Genomic DNA, 1,325 nt, shown 5'->3' with positions numbered 1-1,325 from the left:
AGGAGTCTAGTAAAAATAACTTGAACACTATGGGTTTTGTTTAGGAGCAATCATGTAGTTCCACTCGCCGTGAAACTCATCACGAATGAGCGCGAGTTGTTCCATGTCTTTGTCGGGCACCTTAATACCTGTAGGGTAGAAGGCCTCATCAATCTCCGCCTTGATTGTCAGCCCCTTGTTTGTTCGTGTGTTGGCAATGAGGTTCACAACCACGGCTTGGCTTTCCAAAGGACGCCCTCGCCAGTTCTCGCTGATATGACAGAACATACGATGCTCTATCTTGTTCCACTTGCTGGTACCGGGAGGAAAATGACAAACATGGATTGTCATATTGAGTTCTTGAGCAAGCTTCTGGATTTCAATTTTCCAGAGGCGAACGCGACTGCCATTACTACCCCCGCCGTCAGCGGTGATCAGCAGATCGGTGGCCTCTGGATAGAACCGTGCCCCCATCCGCTTCCACCAACGACGAATGGTTGCCACAGCGAATTCGGCAGTGTCATGGTTGATCCCCACGCTGACCCAGCCCTGATTGTGCGTCAAGTCGTAGACGCCGTACGGCACAACTTTTCCAAGCTCTTTGTCGGCAAAGTCGTGGACATTCACCTCTTCGGGCAGCCCTTTTCTTTGCCACTCCCGGCCAGCGTTTTTGAATCGACCGATCAATTCCTTCTTCTTGGTATCCACCGAAATAATCGGAAGACCATTTGCCTGGAATTGTTCAACCTTGTTGGCAATAAAGAGAAATTGGGCATCCCGGTCCGGGTTTTCAGTGCCTTCCCTCGCCTTGCGGTTCGATTGCATGCTGTAGCCAAGTTGATCCAGAAGCGTCCAGACAGTGCGTTGACTGACTCGGTGCCCTTGATCTCGCAGCTCCTGTGCCAGCTTGGTCGTACTCTTGCAAGTCCAGCGGAGGGGCGATTCGGGATCGCCACGGGTTATGGGATCAACTAATCGATTGAGGTCACTTAACAAATCGGGGTCGACCTCAGTCAACGATTTACGGCCGCCACCGGGCCGCCGGATACGTCCCGTAGCCCGCACTGGCGCAATGGGCAATATATCAGGTTGCTTGAGGTCACCCAAGCCGGCATATACAGTAGTGCGCGAAAGTCCACTGGCTTTTGCAACAAGCGATGGGCCACCTCTGCCAAGTACCACGGCATCCGCCGCAGCACAAATTCGCATGGTCGCTTCGTCAAGATGGGGCCGCAAAAGCTCATATTTTTGCTGGAGCATGGCAAGGTTGTCCATGCTGCGACTATACAGTCAAAAAATCGTCAATGCAAAACAAAAAGTGTACAGGTTATTATTGCTAGACTCCT

General features: G+C 51.8%; 1 protein-coding gene. It reads right to left on the bottom strand.

From position 1 onward, the window contains the following. Positions 1 to 27 precede the first annotated feature (27 nt). Positions 28 to 1,254: an ISAzo13 family transposase gene (locus JWG43_RS17465; RefSeq protein WP_205244233.1), complete on the bottom strand. Its 1,227-nt coding sequence runs from the start codon at positions 1,252 to 1,254 to the stop codon at positions 28 to 30. Positions 1,255 to 1,325 lie beyond the last annotated feature (71 nt).

Origin of the sequence: Desulfobulbus alkaliphilus (assembly GCF_016918545.1) — a bacterium.
GTDB lineage: Bacteria > Desulfobacterota > Desulfobulbia > Desulfobulbales > Desulfobulbaceae > Desulfobulbus > Desulfobulbus alkaliphilus.
Note: the sequence above shows the minus strand (reverse complement) of the source record. Positions and strands in the feature narration are given on the sequence as shown.

Bases quoted from the DNA above. Each gene is read 5' to 3' on its own strand.
- JWG43_RS17465 (WP_205244233.1), bottom strand. From the start codon at position 1,254: ATGGACAACCTTGCCATGCTCCAGCAAAAATATGAGCTTTTGCGGCCC.